Source organism: Actinokineospora auranticolor, assembly GCF_041897805.1.
GTDB lineage: Bacteria > Actinomycetota > Actinomycetes > Mycobacteriales > Pseudonocardiaceae > Actinokineospora > Actinokineospora auranticolor.
The window spans coordinates 5,605,852-5,622,240 of record NZ_CP154825.1 but is presented as its reverse complement, the minus strand read 5'-3'; the positions used below and the strand labels follow the sequence as shown (position 1 = coordinate 5,622,240).

At 73.3% G+C, this 16,389-nt stretch carries 11 protein-coding genes and 1 pseudogene; 5 read left to right on the top strand and 7 right to left on the bottom strand.

The genetic code is table 11. From position 1 onward, the window contains the following. Window position 1 precedes the first annotated feature (1 nt). The gene (locus tag V5P93_RS24445) at window positions 2–3,574 is read right to left on the bottom strand and encodes a hypothetical protein (protein ID WP_104480185.1); all 3,573 of its coding nucleotides are present in this window, start codon (window positions 3,572–3,574) and stop codon (window positions 2–4) included. A gap of 128 nt (window positions 3,575–3,702) precedes the next feature. Next, window positions 3,703–4,503 carry a TetR/AcrR family transcriptional regulator gene (locus V5P93_RS24440; RefSeq protein ID WP_104480184.1) on the bottom strand — a complete coding sequence of 267 codons (801 nt, stop codon included), beginning with the start codon at window positions 4,501–4,503 and terminating at the stop codon, window positions 3,703–3,705. 69 nt (window positions 4,504–4,572) lie between these two features. On the opposite strand from V5P93_RS24440, the gene V5P93_RS24435 reads away from it, so the two are divergent. Further along, complete coding sequence (locus tag V5P93_RS24435; protein ID WP_104480183.1) at window positions 4,573–6,858, top strand: excinuclease ABC subunit UvrA; 2,286 nt, start codon at window positions 4,573–4,575, stop codon at window positions 6,856–6,858. Between the two features lie 76 nt (window positions 6,859–6,934). Beyond that, window positions 6,935–7,972: a hypothetical protein gene (locus V5P93_RS24430; RefSeq protein WP_104480182.1), complete on the top strand. Its 1,038-nt coding sequence runs from the start codon at window positions 6,935–6,937 to the stop codon at window positions 7,970–7,972. Here V5P93_RS24430 and V5P93_RS24425 read toward each other — a convergent pair. The 4 genes from V5P93_RS24425 to V5P93_RS24410 form a co-directional block, all read right to left on the bottom strand. Then, window positions 7,938–9,227 carry an alpha/beta fold hydrolase gene (locus V5P93_RS24425; protein WP_104480285.1) on the bottom strand — a complete coding sequence of 430 codons (1,290 nt, stop codon included), beginning with the start codon at window positions 9,225–9,227 and terminating at the stop codon, window positions 7,938–7,940. The two genes, V5P93_RS24430 and V5P93_RS24425, sit on opposite strands and share 35 nt — an antisense overlap. A 140-nt stretch (window positions 9,228–9,367) precedes the next feature. Then, window positions 9,368–10,159 (bottom strand): ABC transporter permease, encoded by a 792-nt coding sequence (locus V5P93_RS24420; RefSeq protein ID WP_104480181.1) that lies wholly within the window; start codon window positions 10,157–10,159, stop codon window positions 9,368–9,370. 9 nt (window positions 10,160–10,168) lie between these two features. Beyond that, complete coding sequence (locus tag V5P93_RS24415) at window positions 10,169–11,023, bottom strand: ABC transporter ATP-binding protein (protein ID WP_104480180.1); 855 nt, start codon at window positions 11,021–11,023, stop codon at window positions 10,169–10,171. Then, window positions 11,020–11,406 carry a GntR family transcriptional regulator gene (locus V5P93_RS24410; RefSeq protein WP_104480179.1) on the bottom strand — a complete coding sequence of 129 codons (387 nt, stop codon included), beginning with the start codon at window positions 11,404–11,406 and terminating at the stop codon, window positions 11,020–11,022. The genes V5P93_RS24415 and V5P93_RS24410 overlap by 4 nt, the downstream gene beginning before the upstream one ends. Window positions 11,407–11,612: 206 nt before the next feature. On the opposite strand from V5P93_RS24410, the gene V5P93_RS24405 reads away from it, so the two are divergent. Further along, a complete protein-coding gene (locus V5P93_RS24405) occupies window positions 11,613–12,122 on the top strand; it encodes a macro domain-containing protein (protein ID WP_104480178.1) in 510 nt (169 codons plus the stop codon). Between the two features lie 776 nt (window positions 12,123–12,898). Here V5P93_RS24405 and rnhA read toward each other — a convergent pair. Then, window positions 12,899–13,357, bottom strand: a pseudogene (gene rnhA / locus V5P93_RS24400) (ribonuclease HI); the annotation flags it as partial. Between the two features lie 26 nt (window positions 13,358–13,383). On the opposite strand from rnhA, the gene V5P93_RS24395 reads away from it, so the two are divergent. After that, the gene (locus V5P93_RS24395) at window positions 13,384–13,869 is read left to right on the top strand and encodes a GNAT family N-acetyltransferase (RefSeq protein ID WP_104480177.1); all 486 of its coding nucleotides are present in this window, start codon (window positions 13,384–13,386) and stop codon (window positions 13,867–13,869) included. Window positions 13,870–13,878: 9 nt separating this feature from the next. Continuing rightward, the gene (locus tag V5P93_RS24390; RefSeq protein ID WP_104480176.1) at window positions 13,879–16,068 is read left to right on the top strand and encodes a hypothetical protein; all 2,190 of its coding nucleotides are present in this window, start codon (window positions 13,879–13,881) and stop codon (window positions 16,066–16,068) included. The last annotated feature ends 321 nt before the right edge of the window (window positions 16,069–16,389 follow it).

Sequence of the window (16,389 nt, the reverse complement as noted above, 5' to 3'; positions counted from 1 at the left end):
CCTAGTGGACCCGGGCCAGCCGGGTCTCGATGTCGGCTCGGCGGCCCGGGTCGTTCGTGGTGGCGGCCAGCCAGGCGCGGGCGTGCGCGCGGGCCGCGGCCCGGTGCGCGCCCGGCAGGTCGAGCAGCGGGATCAGCACGAACCACGCCTTCGGGTACACCTCGTTGTGGTCCAGCCACCGCAGCGCCTGGTCGACCGCGCGGACCGCCAGCGGGCCCAGGTCGGGGCGGGCCAGCAGCCTGCCGATGACGAACCGGGCGCGGGTGGCGTGGCCGGAGTCGGCGATCCACGTGCACGCGTACGCCATCGCGTGCGCGGCCCACGGCCCGAGGTCGGGGCGGGTCAGCAGCTTGCTCAGCACCGCCGACGCGCCCGCGTGCCCCGGGTTGGCCCGCACCCAGGCCAGCGACCGCACGGTCACCGGCTCGGCCCACACCCCCAGGTCGGGGCGGTCGACGAGCAGGTTCAGCACCTGCGCGGTGCTGGACGTGCCGTCGTGGTCGTCGAGCCAGGTCACCGCCGCCGCGTGCGCCCGCGCGGGCAGGTCGGGGCGGTCCAGCAGGCACTTGAGCACGACCAGGTGCGGCTCGCGCAGGAAGTCCTCCTCCTCGCCCAGCCAGTCCACCGCCAGCGCCACCGCGGCCGGGGCGCGCGCGCCCAGGTCGGGGTGGGTGAGCAGGGACCGCAGGATCAACGCGCGCCCGGGCAGCCGGTGCTCGGCCAGCCACGCCAGCGCGACCTCGATCGCGGCCGTGCCCGTGGTGCGCGGCAGGATCGCGTCGATCAGCGCCGCCGCGTCCGGGTGCAGGCCGTTGGCCGACAGCCACGCCAGCGCGTGCGCGACCACGGTCGACTCGTCCGACCCCAGGTCCTCGTGCAGCAGCAGGTGCCGCAGCGGCACCTCGGTCGCGGGCACGTCCGCGTGACCGCCGACCCACGCGACCGCCCCCGCGAGGTCGCCGCACCCCGACCGGTCGGGGAAGCCGAGCGCGACCCGCATGTCCGGGGCCGCCGGGTGGTCGCGGTGCCCGACGAGCCACCGCAGCGCGTGCGCGGTGACGGTGTCGCGGTGCCCGCCCAGGTCCGGGCGGCGCAGCAGGGCCACCGCGATCGACCCGGACCGCGGGTGCTTGCGGTTCGCCGTCAGCCACGCCACCCCGTGCGCCAGCACGCCACCCGCGTCGGGGCGGCGCAGCAGGCAGGCGATCAGCGGCCCGGCGGTGTGCGACTCGTGGTGCGCGCCCAGCCACTCGCGCGCCGCGGCGGCCACCGCCTGCCCGCGCCCGCCCAGGTCGTCGCGGCCGACGAGCCTGCCGAGCACCGCGCCCGCGACCCGCTCGGCACCGTGCCTGCCCAGCCACACCACCGCCAGGTCGAGCGTGTCGCCGGTGTGCGCGCCCAGGTCGCGGCCGTCGAGCAGGGCTTGGAGCAGGAAACCGCCCGCGAACCGGTCGAGGTTGTCCAGCAGCCACAGCAAACCGTGCCGCACCACCGCCTCGGCCTGCGCGCCGTCGAGCCTGCGCGCGGTGAGCAGCTGCTCCAGGACGTACTGGGCGTTGGGCAGCGCACCGTGCGCGCCCAGCCACTCCAGCCCGGTCGGCACCGCGGAGTCGGTGCGCCGCAACAGGACCGACAGCACCATGGCGCCCTCGGGGCCGCGGTGGCGCGCCAGCCAGTCCAGCCCGCAGCCGATGATCTCCTTGGTGGCCAGGCCCAGGTCGTCGCGGGTGAGCAGCGCGTTGAGCACGTACCGGGAGTCGTCCCGGTCGCCGTGCTCGCCCAGCCACCGGCGCGCGTGCTCGACCGCGACCGCCGCGTCCAGGTCGTCCTGGCGCCTGCCCAGGACCCCGGTCAGCACGTACTGCGCGTCGACGCGGCGCCAGTGCCTGCGCACCCAGTCCAGCGCGGTGCCGACCACGGCGTCGGAGTGCGCGCCCAGGTCGGCCTTGGCCAGCAGCGCGCTGAGCACGAACCCGGCACCCGCCCGGGCGCCGTGCTCGCGCAGCCACAGCACCGCGCCGTCGGACAGGTGCGCCGCGCGGTCGGCGGAGGCGACCGCCAAGCCCTTGAAGTACAGGTGCCGGGCCTGCGCCGTGCGGCCGTGCTCGGCCAGCCACGGGCCGATCAGCGACGGCCACCCGGCCAGCGCGGCCGTCGCCCACGGCGCGCCGCCGAGCAGGGTGCCGAGCGTGTAGCCGCCGGACTCGGTGTCGGCGAGCAGGGTCTGCCCGATCGCCGCGGCGTTGTCCGCGAGCCACTCGCCGCAGAACCCGGCGAGGTCGTCGGCCCGGCCCTTGGCGCCCAGCTCGCGCACCAGCCGCGCGAGGTTCGTGGCGTAGCGGCCCATGGTGCGGGCGTCGTCGACCGCGGGCGCCAGGATGGCCGTGGCCACGCCGCGCCGCACCCGGTCGCCGGGCCCGCTGAGCATGGTCTGCTCCAGCAGCTGGTCGACCACGATGTCGTGCACCACGGCCAGGGTCGGCCCGTCCTCCTCGATCCACCGCATCCGCAGCAGCGTGTCGACGTACTGCCGCGCGTCGTCCCCGGCGGTCTCGGTGTCGCCGAGCACGCCCTCCGCGACCCGCTCCAGCGCCTCGCGCGGCTGCGGGCACGCGGCGACCATCGCCGCGGCCACCTGCAACCCGACGTCCGGCTCGACGCGGTCGAAGGCGCGCTTCGGGCGCGGCAGGACCAGCCCGTCCTCCCAGAGCCTGCTGAGCAACCAGCCCGCGAGGTCGCGGCGCGGGTCGTCCTCCGGGCGCGCGCCGCTGCGTGCCCGGGCTTCGATCTCCCGCGCGACCAGCATCGCGATCACCGGCCTGCGCCCGCACACCCGCTCGACCCACTCGCGGGTGTAGAGCCTGCAGGCGGTCGGGGCCTCCAGGTCGAGGATGGCGGCGCGGATCGCGTCCAAGTGCTCGTGGTCCGCGCGCAGCTCGACGGTCTCGAACTCCAGGTGCACCGGGTCGGCGTCGTCGAGCAGCATCCAGCCGGGCCGCGCGGTGGCCAGCACCGCCACGCGCACGCCCTGGGCGCGGGCGGCCGGGATCAGCCAGCCGCGCAGGTCGGTGTGGTCCAGGCCGCGGCACTCGCTGAGGTAGTCGATGACGACGAGCGCGGGGGCGGAGTCGGCCAGCACCGCGTCGACGATCTGCTCGACGGACTGCTCGCCGCCGAGCACGTGCAGCGCCCGCCAGCCCTGCTGCTCGGCCAGCGCCGCGACCTCCAGGCAGGTGCGCGTCTTGCCCGCGCCCGCCGGGCCGACCAAGACGACGCCGCGGTCGTCGGCGCGCCCGCGCAGGGCTGCGAACAGCCGCGCGGGGTGCGAGGGGTGGTCGTCACCGGGGCCGACGAAGGCCAACCGGTCCGGGGTCAGGTCGCGCAGCCCGGAGAGCCGCGCCAGGCGTTCCTGGTGCGTGAGCACCCCGCGCCCGCCGGGGTCGCCCCGGTAGTGGATCCCGCCGCTGATCGACTGCGCCTGCACGACCACCCGGGGGTTGCCGACCAGCGTGTGGGCCCCGCCCGCACCGCGCCGCACACCGGTCACCGCCGGGAATCGACCGTTCGCGGCCACCCGCTACGCCGTACGACTCCCATCGGCACGCACCCCGCAATCGAGACCCCACTGGGGTGCCAATCATATAGCTCATTGTCAACCGCGTCCGCCCGAGTAAAGGCGGAACGGGCGATCAGGTGTTTTTGTCAAATCGTGTCCGAGGGTGTCCTGGAAACGTCAATACCAGCGACAATGACCTTGAGACCCTCGGCCAGCGCCTGCCGCGCCTCGTTCTCCATGTAGCCGACCGCGTCGTCGTCGGCCGCGTCCCGACCGGCTTCCAGCCAGGTCAGCAGGGGGAACCGGGTCTCGTAGTCCGGCGCGACCGCCGCCAGCACCGGGGAGCGCGCGTACCACCAGTCGGCCTCCGACTGCCCGGTCTCGCGCGCCGCCTGCCGCGACTCCGCCGCCATCGCCGCGGCGCCGCGCACCAGGTGCGTCAGCGCGCCGACGATTCCGCGCGTCCGCCGGGCGGAAACGCCGGTGGGGCGCAGAATGCGCAGCAACCGCTCCATCGCGGCGTTCTCGTTCGGTCCCAGCACCGGCCGCGTCATCGATACCTGCGAAACCCACGGGTGCCGCAGGTGGAAATCCCACGACTCCGCCGCCCACGCCGCGAGCGCGGTCCGCCAGTCCGCGCCGTCGGCGGTGTCCGCCACTAGTTCGGCGTGCACCTGGTCGTACATCAGGTCCAGCAGCTCGGCCTTGTCCGACACGTACGTGTAGAGCGCCATCGCGGTGCGCCCCAGGCGTTCCCCGACGGCGCGCATCGACAGACCCGCCAGCCCGTCGACGTCGGCCACCTCGATGCCCGCCGCCACCACGGCGTCCAGCGTCAGCCCCGGCCGGGGCCCGGGCCGCCGGTCGGGAGCGGCCGCCGACCCGGTGTCGCGCCAGAGCAGCGCCATCGTGCGGCGGGGGTCGCCCTGGGAGGCGAAAATCACCACGAGACATCTCCTTATGCCGTAAAGTGTCGGCGCCAGCCCGTCTAGTTTACGTCGTAAGGAAACCACCTGATGCAGAACCGGCACCCCGCCGACGGCCACGACACCATCCAGGTCCGCGGCGCGCGGGAGAACAACCTGGCCGACGTGTCCCTGGACATCCCCAAGCGCAGGCTGACCGTGTTCACCGGGGTGTCCGGCTCCGGGAAGTCGTCGCTGGTGTTCGGCACCATCGCCGCCGAGTCGCAGCGGCTGATCAACGAGACCTACACCGCGTTCGTCCAGTCCTTCATGCCCGCGCAGAGCAGACCGGACGTCGACGCGCTGCACAACCTCAGCGCCGCGATCATCGTCGACCAGGAGCGCATGGGCGCCAACGCGCGCTCCACCGTCGGCACCGCCACCGACGCGTTCACCATGCTGCGCATCCTGTTCTCCCGCCTCGGCACCCCGCGCCTCGGCGGGGCGGGCGCGTTCAGCTTCAACAACCCCGAGGGCATGTGCCCGGCGTGCGAGGGCATCGGCCGGGTCTCGGCGGTCGACGTGGACGAGCTGGTCGACCGCGACCTCTCGCTCAACGAGGGCGCGATCACCGTGCCGAACTTCGCCGTCGACTCCTGGTACTGGCGGGCGTTCGTCGACTCCGGCCTGCTCGACCCGGACAAGAAGATCCGCGACTACACCGAGCGCGAGCTCGACGACTTCCTGCACAAGCCCGCGACCAAGCTCAAGCTGGACACCTTCAACCTCACCTACGAGGGCCTGGTGGTGAAGGTGCAGCGGCTGTACCTGTCCAAGGAACGCGAGTCGATGCAGTCGCACATCCGCGCCTTCGTCGACCGCGCCGCCACCTTCGCGGTCTGCCCGGACTGCGCGGGGTCGCGGCTCAACGCGGCGGCGCGCTCCGCGACCGTCGAGGGGCACACCATCGCCGAGTGCGCGTCGATGCAGATCAGCGACCTGGCCGCGTTCGCCGCCAAGCTCACCGACCCGGAGGTCGCGCCGCTGATGGCGGTGCTGCGCGGCACGCTGGACTCGCTGGTGGAGATCGGCCTGGGCTACCTCAGCCTGGACCGCGAGTCGGCGACCCTATCCGGCGGCGAGTCGCAGCGGGTGAAGATGGTGCGGCACCTGGGTTCCAGCCTCACCGACGTCACCTACGTCTTCGACGAGCCCACCGTCGGCCTGCACCCGCACGACATCGCCCGGATGAACGACCTGCTGGTCCGCCTGCGCGACAAGGGCAACACGGTGCTCGTCGTGGAGCACAAGCCGGAGGTGATCCGGATCGCCGACCACGTCGTCGACCTCGGTCCCGGCGCGGGCACGCGCGGCGGGCGGCTCTGCTACTCCGGCGACTACGCCGGTCTCGCCGGGTCCGACACTTTGACCGGCCGCCACCTCGGCCACCGCGCCCGGCTGCGGCCCGAACCGCGCACGCCCCAGGGGGTCGTGGAGATCCGCGGCGCCGACACCCACAACCTCGACAACGTCGACGTCGACATCCCGCTCGGCGTGCTGACCGTCGTCACCGGTGTCGCCGGGTCGGGCAAGAGCTCGCTGATCCACGGCTCGCTCTCCAAGCGCGACAACGTGATCGTCGTCGACCAGTCCGCCATCCGCGGGTCCCGGCGCAGCAACCCGGCCACCTACACCGGCCTGCTCGACCCGATCCGCACCGCCTTCGCCAAGGCCAACGGCGTCAAGGCCGCCCTGTTCAGCGCCAACTCCGAGGGCGCCTGCCCGACCTGCAAGGGCATCGGGCTCGTCTACACCGACCTGGCGATGATGGCCGGTGTCGCCTCGGTCTGCGAGGAGTGCGAGGGCAAGCGCTTCACCGCTGCGGTCCTCGCGCACACCCTGCGCGGCAAGAACATCAGCGAGGTGCTGGCCATGTCGGTCGACGAGGCCCACGGCTTCTTCACCGCCGGGAAGGCCGGGGCCGTCCCCGCCGCGCGCCGGATCCTCGACCGGCTGGTGGACGTCGGCCTCGGCTACCTCAGCCTGGGCCAGCCGCTCAACACCCTCTCCGGCGGCGAGCGGCAGCGGCTCAAGCTGGCCATCCGGATGGCCGAGACCGGCGGCACCTACGTGCTCGACGAACCCACCACCGGACTGCACCTCGCCGACGTCGACCAGCTCCTCGGCCTGCTCGACCGGATCGTCGACGCGGGCAACACCGTCGTGGTCATCGAGCACCACCAGGCCGTCATGGCGCACGCCGACTGGCTGATCGACCTCGGCCCCGGCGCGGGCCACGACGGCGGCCGGGTCGTGTTCACCGGCACCCCGGCCGCGCTGGTGGCGGACGCGAACACCCTGACGGCCCAACACCTCCGGGACTACGTCACGTCGTGACCTGGACCGGCTGCGTAACATCGGTACCGGGCCGGTGATCGACTTCCCGGTGGCGCGGTGAGCGGAGGAGCGGGTCGTGGACGGTATCGGCATCACCGTCGCCTTGGCGGACGGCACGCTCTCGGTCACACCGACCAACGCCGTGGGCCGACTGGCCCTCGGCGGCGGCCCGCTCTCCGTGCCGGTGCGCGAGATCGCCGCGGTGACCGTGCACGAGGCGGGGCCGCTGCGCAACGGCAGGCTCGACCTGCGGCTGCGCGACGGCCGCCGCTACCAGCTCGCCTTCACCCGCGCGCACCAGGAGGAGTTCTCCCGGCTGCGCGGCATCCTCGCCGCGCAGAAGGCACCCGTCGTGCCGCTGCCGCGCCCCGCCGACCAGGCGCCGCCGCTGCGCGGTCGCGGCCACTTCGCCCAGCCGGTGGTGGAGATCCAGACCGCGCTGCGGGCGCTGTCCGGTGAACAGTCCACCGGGGAGCGCGTCACCACCGCCGAGCTGCGGCTGCGCGACGGAGCGGTGCAGGTGCTGGTCGAGGGGCACGCGGTCGGGCACCTGCCGCCGGAAGGCGCGGCGGCGTACCGGGTCCCGCTGGAGCGGCTCGGCGGCGCGGGCGCGTGCCGGGCCCGGCTGTGGTGGACCCGCGACCGGCCGGAGTTCGCCGCCTCGGTGGCCCTGGACATCGCGGACCCCGAGTTCGCGCTGCCGATCACTTCCGTCGACCAGGCCGCGCTGCGCATCCCGCCCGGGCGGCCGTTCCAGCTGACCCGCGAGAGCGACCACCTCGACGTGCTCGTGCCGATCATCGACCGCGCCTACCTGCCGGGCCGCGCGCTCGTCGAGGCGAGCCTGCACCTCGACGAGCGGGCGGGGCCGCGCTCGACCAGCGTCGTCGTGGCGCTCCGGGTCGACGGCGCGGAGATCGGCGAACTCGGCAAGCAGACCTCCGGTCGGCTGCGCGCGCTCGTCGGTCCGCTGGAGGAGGCCGGGGTGCCCTGCTACGCCGACGTCCAGTTGGTGGGCAACGCCTTCGCGGTCGAGGGCCGGGTGCTGATCACCCCGCCGGAGGAGCTGCCCGCCGAGTTCATCCAGCGGGTCCAGGGCCTCCTGCGGGCTTGACCACCAACCCGATCAACCGGTCCAGCACCGCGCCGTTGCTGGCCCGCAGCCCGTCGTGGCCCCACTCCGCGGTCAGCCACGGGCGCGCGCCCGCGATGGTCCGCGCGGTCTCCAGCGACAGCTCGCGGTCGACGTACATGTCGTCGCGGTACACCGCCGCCGCCACCGGCACCCGGTTCGCCCGCAGCTGGGCCGCGTCGTAGAGCGGCGGCCAGTCGTCCTTGCGCGCCAACAGGTGCGCGGCCTCGCGGAAGGGGACCAGGGCCGGGTCGGTGTCGAACACCGCGGGGTCGATGACCTCGCCGGTGAACAGCGGCGGGCCCGGGTCGTCGACGCCGAACCCGGTGAACTCGGCCCGGATCCGGCTCCCCGACCACGCGGTGGCGCCGGGTCCGTCGGCGTAGGAAGCCTCGTGCAGCACCGAGTACAGCGGGTAGGTCGCGGTCCAGCCCAGCTCCCGCTCGACCTCGACGAGGAACGCGTCGGACAGGTCCGGGCCGTCGAAAGGGGACTCCAGCAGGTAGTGCAGGCGGGTGCTGCCGGTCTCCGAACCGAGCTGGCTGCCCAGGCTCTGGAACGTCGTCGTGGTCAACGCGCGACCGGAGGGCAGCCGGATGTCGTTCGCGCGCAAGTGGTCCACGACCCGGCGCGCGCGGTCGACGTCCTCGGGGAACCGCTCGTAGTGCGCGGCGTTGCGGTCCACGACGGTCGCGAAGAGCCTGCGGTAGACGTCATCCGCGGTGACGCCGAGGCCGGGGACGCCGCCGGTGATGAGGACCTCCTTGAGGCCTTCCGGGGCGAACGACAGGTAGGTGACCGCGCAGTAGCCGCCGAAGCTCTGCCCCAGCACGCTCCACTGGTCCACCGACAGCGCTTTGCGCACCAGCTCGGCGTCGCGCACGATCGAGTCCGCGCGGAACCGGGTCAGGTACTCGGCTTGCCGCGCCGGGCTTCCCAGGCGCGCCAGGGTGTTGCGGGTGACCGGAGTGGAGCGGCCCGTGCCGCGCTGGTCGAGCAGCAGCACCCGGTAGTCGGCCAGGGCCCGCCGCAGCCAGCCCTCGCCGCCGAGCGGTCGGGGGGAGGAGAAGCCGGGGCCGCCGTTGAGGTACAGCAGCCACGGCCGCTCCTCGCGGTCGCGGCGGACCTCCCGCCCGTACACCTCGATCGTGGGGCCGTCCGGGTCGGCGTGGTCCAGCGGCACCGTGAAGGTGTGATCCGACAGCCAGAACCGGTCCCGTGTCGCGGGCTCACTCATGGCCGCGGCGCGCGCCACGGGACGGCACGCGCTGGGGGCCGCCGCCGCGGCCCGGGGGAACACACCTCACGGGAGCAACCCTACCCAGCGCGGTGGCCCGGCGTGATCACCCGTCATCGCCAGTTGCCACTCCCGGTCGTTCACGCTCGGCGCCGCACGGCCGCGACCGCCGCCCCGGCCAGCGCGAGCGACGCGGTGCCCAGGATCGCCGCCTCCGTCCACTGGAACCGCCAGTACCGGTCGGCGGGCTGGACCAGCATGCCCGGGACAGCCGCGCTCGGGCCGAGGACCGGCTTGACGAACAGCCACCGGTCGGCGCCCGCGAACACCTGGCCGTCGAACGGGCCGTCCATCGGGACCAGGACGGGGTCGACGTAGTAACCCCGCAGCCTGGTCAGGGCCAGCATCACCACGAGCAGCGCGCCGACGGTGACGGCCATGGCCGCGACCGTCCGGCGCAGCACCGCGCCCAGTGCCGCGCCGAGCAGGAAGGCGAACAACCACCACAGGCCGGGGACCACGCCGGTCAGGACGAAGTAGCCGTGGGCGAACCGGTTCGCCTCGGGGATGCCCGCGTAGTGGTCGAGCCAGGCCTGCACCATCACCCCGAAGAGCAAGCCGCCCGCCGTGACCGCGGTGCCGAGCAGCGCCAGTTTCACGGCGACCCACCGGTCGCGGGAGACGGATTGGGTCCAGGCCAGCAGGGCCGTGCCGCGCTCGTGCTCGGCGGCGACCAGCGGCGCGCCCCAGAACACGCCGACGGCCACGGGCAGGATCGGCAGCCAGGTCATCAGCGGCGCCAGCACGCCGAACCCGGCGTCGTCGACGGTCGCGGTCGCGGCGTTGACCAGCAGCGCGGTGCCGATCGCGACCAGCAGGGCCGCGGTCGCCGCGACCTGAGCCCGGTGCTGGCGGAAGGTGAGCCACAACATGGTCGCTCCTCAGGCGCTTGTCAGGGTGGGCCGGGGGAGCGCGGCGGCGTCGGGGCTGCGCAGGTAGGCGAGCACCAGGTCCTCCAGCCCCACCGCGCGCCGCGTCCACTGCGGACTCAACGGACCGGGGTCCCCGTTGACCAGAAGGGTCGACTGGCGGGCGGCGTCGGCGCGGTCGACCACCTCCGTGCGGGCCGCGACGGCGTCGACCTCGGCGGCGGGGCCGGTGAGCAGTCGGTGCTCGTCGACCAGGTCGTCGACGGCACCGCTGACCTGCACCCGGCCCCGGTTGAGCACGACCAGCCAGTCGCAGGTGTTCTCCAGGTCGGACACGACGTGCGAGGACAGCAACACGGTCATCCCGGAGTCGGCGACGGCGGCCATCAGCGCGCGCATGACCTCGTGCCGCGCCAGCGGGTCCAGATTGGACAGTGGCTCGTCGAGGACGAGCAGTTCGGGCCGCTTGGCGAGGACGAGCGTCAGCGCCACCTGCGCCCGCTGCCCACCGGACAACGCGCCGATCTTGGACTTCGGCGACAGGCCGAGCTCGGCGATCCTCGCGGTGGCGAGGTCGCCATCCCACGAGGGGTTGAGCTCACGGCCGAACCGCATCGTCTCGGCGAGGGTGAACCCTTGGTAGAGCGGCTTTTCCTGAGACAGAAAGGCGACCGCGCCCGCCGCGGTGACCTCACCCGCCGTGGGCCGGATGAGCCCGACGGCCAAGCGCAGCAAGGTCGTCTTACCCGCCCCGTTAGGACCGACGAGCGCCGCGACCCGCCCGCGGGGGATGGCGAGCGAACAGTCCCTGAGCGCCCACTTCCGACGAAAGCGCTTGCTCAACCCCGTTGTGCTGAACGCGTTCACGCTGTCCGTTCCCCCTGTGTCTCCGCCGCGACCGCGTCGAACAGCGCTCGGATGTCCTCCGGCCCGAGCCCGGCCGCCCTGGCGTCCCGGAACCAGGCGTGCAGCGCGGTGCGGAGGTGGCCGTGGTCGGCCCGCGCGCCGAGTCCGCGTTCGATGAAGGTGCCGAGGCCGGGCCTGCCGATCGCCAGTCCCTCGCGTTCCAGCTCGCGGTAGGCCTTGAGAACGGTGTTCGGGTTGATGGCGAGTTCGGCCACGACCTCCTTGGCCGTGGGCAGCTTGTCGCCCGGCCGCAGGACCCCGAGGCGCAACGCCTGTTTGACCTGGTGGACGAGCTGGAGATAGGTCGCGACACCGGACCGGCGGTCCAGGTGGAAGATGAGCACGACACCTCATTTCACTAGTTTATTAGTGAAATGGTGAAGGTGGTCGGCGGCCGGTGTCAAGCGGGCACGGTGATCTTGGCGGGTGGAGGTGGTCACAGGTCTGCCTGACCGCTCTCCGGTCCCTCTGGGACGAGATCCCCGGCTGCCCCCCTACGCCCTGGGAAAAACGCGGTGCCGTCGAGGCTCGGGCGCGCCATGCTGGTGCCATGCCGACGATCGAGGTAGCCCGGGGCGACATCACCCGCGAACACGTCGACGCCATCGTCACCGCCGCCAACGAGTTCCTCATGGGCGGCAGCGGCGTCGACGGCGCCATCCACCTCGCGGCGGGCCCCCGGCTGGCGACCGCGGGCAACCGCCTGGCCCCCTGCCACCCCGGCGACGCGAAGACGACCCCGGCTTTCGACCTGTCCCCGCGCGTCACCCACGTGATCCACACCGTGGGTCCCGTGTGGTCGGGCGGCACCGACGGCGAACCAGAAACCCTGGCCTCCTGCTACCGCCGCTGCCTGGAGGAAGCCGACCGCGTCTCCGCCACGTCCATCGCCTTCCCCGCCATCTCCACCGGCGTCTACGGCTACCCACCCGCCGAAGCCGCCGAGATCGCCGTGACCACCCTCCGCGCCACCCCCACCCAGGTCATCCTCATCCGCCTCGTAGCCTTCGACGAGGCCACCCACGCTCTCTTGACCGACGCACTCGGCCGCGAGCCCTGAGCGGGCCACGAGGCTTTCGCCCACCGACCTCCACGCGTGGGCGACCTCCACCCCGGACTCCCACGGGCCCTCACCGTCCGCCACCCGTGCCCGCTGGACCCGGGGGTCGGGTCGCGAAGCCGTCACCCGCCCGCCGACCTCCACCCGTGGGCGACTGACCTCCGCTCGGAACCCCATGGCGCCCCCGTCCGCCACAACCCGGCCCCAAGATCGCGAGTTGTCCACAGCCCCACAGTCGACCTTCCGGTTTCGTCGGTGCTCGCCGGTAGAATGGATTTCGGGGGCCGGAGGCACACCAAGATCACCGCAGCGCGCCTCACCGGCCGCTCAAGGCGAACCCGCGCGGCGACCGGAACCCCTTCCGGCCGCGGCCCTCATCCGGCGAGAAGTCCTGACTTGAGTCGGGACGCGAACACGCCCTCTCCCGACACCGCGATCGCACGGTCCGCCGCCGCTCGCCTCGTCGGCTGTTCGCGGTGACCGAACGCCCAGCGGCGCCGTCATCTGGCTCGTCGATGAGGCTCGGCCGGTCAGGTCGCGAACAGGCCCTCGTCCGGCACCGCGTCCCCTCGATCCCTGTGGTGGACGCACGGACCGCCGCCGGTCGCCGCCGCGCAGCGCTTGCCGTTGCGCAGCAGCGCGCCGCATTGCGCGGCCGGGTCGTGCAAATGGCACAACCCCGACGGGCCCGCGTTCGCCGAGCACGGCGCGCCGGACTTGGTCGTCGCGGTGCACGGGCCCGTCTTCCTCGGCTTCGGGGCGGCAGGCGCGTCAGCACGCACCCCCGCGTCGCTCGCCTCCTTCGCCCCGCGCACGGCCAACCGGTCGGCCCGCTCGTTCTCCGGGTGACCCGCGTGCCCCTTCACCCACCGCCACTCGACGTCGTGGGCGGTGGTGGCCGCCTCCAGGCGTTTCCACAGGTCGTCGTTCTTCACCGGTTGCTTGGCGCTGGTCAGCCAGCCGTTGGCCTTCCAGCGGGGGAGCCAGGACGTGATGCCGTCCTTGACGTACGTGCTGTCGGTGTAGACGCGCACCACCGACGGGCGCGTCAGGCTCTCCAGCGCGCGGATGGGGGCCATCAGCTCCATGCGGTTGTTCGTCGTCGAGGCGGTTTCGCTGCCGTACAGCTCCCGCTCGTGCCTGCCGTAGCGCAGCACCGCGCCCCAGCCGCCCGGCCCGGGGTTCGGGCTGCACGCCCCGTCGGTGAAGATCTCCACAACCGGCTCGTCCCGCACCGGTGCAGATTACTAGGCTGGGTCGGGTGATCAGGGTCCGCACGGCAAGCCCCGGCGACGGCGCCGCCCTCGGCGAGATCCACGCCGCCTCCTGGGCCGCCGCCTACGGCCCGTTCTTCGCCGCCGACTTCGCCGAGGCGGGCGTCCGCGACCGCCGCGACCGCTGGCACGCCCGGGTCGGTGCCGACCTGCTGCTCCTCGCCACCCTCGACGACCGGCCACTGGCCCTGTCCTACAGCGTCGACTCGCCGACCCGCCCGGGTCTCGCCGAGCTGCACAGCTTCTACGCCCACCCCGACGCGTGGGGCACCGGCGTCGCCCAGGCGCTCGTGACCGAGACCCTGCGCCGCCTGAGCGCCTACCCGGCCGTGCACCTGTGGACCCTCGAGGGCACCCCGCGCTCACGTCGCTTCTACACCAAATCCGGCTTCACCCCCACCGGCGCCACCCGCCCCCACGACTTCGGCGACGGGAACCCACTGCCGCAACTGGAGTACGAGCGCACCCTCTAGGCTCCCCGCATGACGCAGCCGGACTGGGACACCCTGGAGCACGCCTACGGCACCGCCGAGGACACCCCCGAACTCTTGGCCCGCCTGCGCGGCGACGACTGGGCGGACGCGGTCGACGAGCTGTCCGCGTCGATCCTGCACCAGGGCAGCGTCTACCCGGCGACCGTCGCGGCCCTGCCGTTCCTTGTGGACACCGCCCTCGACACGACCGCCCCCGGCCGTGCGGGCGCCCTGTGGTTGCTGCGCGGCTACGCCCAGTCGATCGCCCTGGGCGCCAGCGGCGTGTCGACGTACCTGCCGGACGACGTCGACGTCGACGAGTTCGACCGCTCGGCCCGCGCGGGCCTGGCTGACATCATCCACTCGATACTGTCTCTTGTGGATGACCTGGATCCCTTGGTGCGGGCCGAGGTCTACGGCTTCGCCACCCACGTGACCGGCGCCGGTCCCGTCTTGCGTCACAGACTCACCGCCGAGACCGACCCCACGGCCGCCGCCGCGTTGATGGAACCCCTGCTCGTCCACGACGAACTCACCGCCGACGAACTCGCCACCGTCCGCGCCCGCGCCGACGACACCGTTACCTTCGCCGCCGCTTGGTCGGCGGTGGCGAAGGGCAAGGCGCTGCCGGGCACCGTGGACGACCTCGTGCGTCTCTGGAGCACCCAGGCCACCACCGAGCTGTCCCTCGAATCCCTGGCCTACAACGCGGGTAGCCACGCGATCCCGGTCCTCGAACGACTCCACGGGATCGTGTCCACAACGGACCTGACCGAAGGCTGGCTGGCCGCCGCGACGGTGTCCCGGTCCGCGACCGAACCCGCCCTCAACGGCCTGCTCGCCCTCGCCACATCCAGTCCCGAGCCCCCGACCGACCGTGCTCCCGGCGACCTGCTCGAACCGGACTCACACCCCGCGGCAGATCCCGGAATCGAGGCCCCGTCCAGCACCGCCGCGTCGGTCACCGATGGTCTCCCCACCTCCCCGGCGGAAGCCGCCGGGCTGATCGCCGCCCTCGCGGAGATCCGCGTCGCCATTCCCGACCCGCGGATCGACGACGCGATCGTCCGGCTCGGCGCGGCCGATCCCGCGTCCGCCGCGACCGCGCTCTTCACCGCCCGCGACCCGCGCTGGTTCCCCTTGGCCCAAGCCGCGACCCGGCTCCCCGAGGAACCCACCGTCACCACCCGCCGAACACGGACCAGCTTCGCCGTGTCCCTCATCGGTTTCCCCGCGCGGCGCAACCCGACGGACTGGGCCGCCGCGGACCTGTTGACGGTCGCCACCGCCGCGCTCGCCGCGTGGCCGTCGTCGTTGTGGGTCGACGTGCTCGCGGCGCTGCCCGCGTCGGAAGCCACCGTCCGCGCGGCCGTGTCCGCGCTCCCCGCAGCACCGAAGGAGGTCGCCGAGTACTTGGCCCACCAAGCCCCATCCCTGTACCCGCCATCGCTGCGCGCCTTCGTCGAGCAGGCACTCGACGCCGCCGACCCGGGCGGCGCGGAAGCGTGGTTCACCGCCGCCCGCGCCGTCCTCGGCCCACCCGAGGAACGCGAATCCACCTTCGCCCAGGCCTGGCACCTGGCCGACACCAGCGGCTCCCTCCTGACCGCCTGGTCGCGTTTCCCCTCCCCATCCCTGCGCGAGGCTTGCCGCTCGTTGCTCAACGGCACCGCCGAGACATCGTTCCCCGGGCGCCACCGTCAGCTGACCGCGGCCGAGATCCTCCCCGAGCACGCCTGGCCCACCGTCCTGGCCATCACCAACGAGGCCGAACTCCCACTCCTCGCCGCCATCACCGTCGGCACCACCCTCGTCGCCGCCGACCCCACCCGCCGCGCGGCCTGGGTGGCCGTGCTCACCGACATCGCGCACAACGGCCGCGAAACCTGGTCCGGCCCAGACCCCTGGTCGTCGGCGATAGCGGTGACCACCCTCCAATCCCTCAACGAGATCACCCCCACCGACGCCACCACCATCGCCCTCAACGCCCTGCACACCTCAATCCCCCTCAGCCGACTGGCCCGCATAGCCCCACCAGTCACCCAAGCCCTCCGCACGGCCCTCAAAACCCAACCCGACCTCCACCCCACGATCGCGGCATCCCTGAACCCGCTGATCGAGGGCGACGACCGCCTCCCCGTCGACAACATCACCGAGGACGTCCAAGTCCTCGCCGCCCTCCGCGACACCTTGCGCTGACTTCTCACACCTGTCGGAACACCGGCGACCGCGAACGTCCCGCGACACGAGATCGCTCCACTCGACATGATCTTCCGGCGCCGGTTCCCCCGGCGGGTCCGGATCTTCGGGTGAAGGACCACGTACGCGAAACCCGTCGCGGCCGCAGCGAGTCCGAGGTCACCGGGGCCGGACTGGCCGAGCGGCTGCTCACGATCGGCGAGGCGGTGGTCTCACGGCCGAACCGGTGGTGGTCGGCCAACCGCTCGCGGACCGGTCGGTCATCGATCGCGGCACGGAGCGTCGTGCCCGGCGGTCCGGCGCCGATGGGTGGGAATCGGT